Raw genomic sequence first — 879 nt, 5'->3', positions numbered from 1 at the left:
CTCGGCGAAGGCGGTATTCCTATTGTGAAGTCCGAAGTCGAGACCGGCCCCATGTGGCTGAAGGCGCGGGACACCTTGAATTGTATCTGCGACATGGCCGAGGCCGAAGATGTCGTCTTCACGCTTGAAAACCTGAACCTGCTTGACCACCCGGGCTGCCCCTTCGGCTCGACGGCAGCGGTGCTGGCATTGGTGTCATCGATCAATAGACCCCAACTGCGGATCAACCTCGACCTTTATCACACTCAGATCGGCGAAGGCGATATCGTGCGCTGGTGCGAGAAGTGCCTGCCCTTCATCGGCGAGGTGCAGGTGGCCGATAATCCGGGTCGTTGCGAGCCTGGAACAGGCGAGATGAACTGGCCCAACATCGCGAGAGCTCTGTTCGACATGGGGTATCGCGGGCCGGTGGGTCTGGAAGCCTTTGCCCAAAACGATCCTGAGGCAGCGCTGGTCGCTTTCCGGCGGGCTTTTACGCTGTGAGCCATGCGGGGATGCTCATCGGCGCGACGCGGGGCGGGCGTCATGATCAAGGGCGGCAAGCTGTCCGACCATGCTTTCCGATCCGAGCGCCGCTCGCAGATTCCTTTCAAGTTCACCTGACCTGCAGTGGAGGCTGATTATGGGCATGTATCACAACCGTCCTCATGTCGAGGATATCCGAAAGATGAAGAGGAATGGACAGAAGATCTCCATGCTCTTCGTCAGCACGCCCGACGAGGCAGCCGCCGCTGCCGCGGCAGGCATTCACATGCTCTCCATCGAGGGCCGATACTTTGACCAGGAAATGCGACAGGCAGCCGGCGACTGTTTCGTTCAGGTCGGTCTGCCTTACGGCGGCTGGGGCAGCTTTGCTGGCCGTCCGCTCGCTACGGCAGA

1 protein-coding gene and 1 pseudogene are annotated in these 879 nt (G+C 60.4%); both read left to right on the top strand.

Going from position 1 to position 879, the window contains the following annotated elements; all coding sequences use genetic code 11:
- A partial coding sequence (locus NKJ94_RS37415; RefSeq protein ID WP_352532799.1) for a TIM barrel protein occupies positions 1-483 on the top strand: 483 nt, incomplete at its 5' end.
- Positions 484-667: 184 nt separating this feature from the next.
- A pseudogene (locus NKJ94_RS37410) lies at positions 668-879 on the top strand (hypothetical protein); the annotation flags it as partial.

Source organism: Mesorhizobium sp. M0060 (assembly GCF_040323155.1).
In the GTDB taxonomy this organism is placed as follows: Bacteria; Pseudomonadota; Alphaproteobacteria; order Rhizobiales; family Rhizobiaceae; genus Mesorhizobium.
The sequence above is the reverse complement of the archived record's forward strand: the minus strand, read 5'-3'. Positions and strand labels throughout refer to the sequence as shown.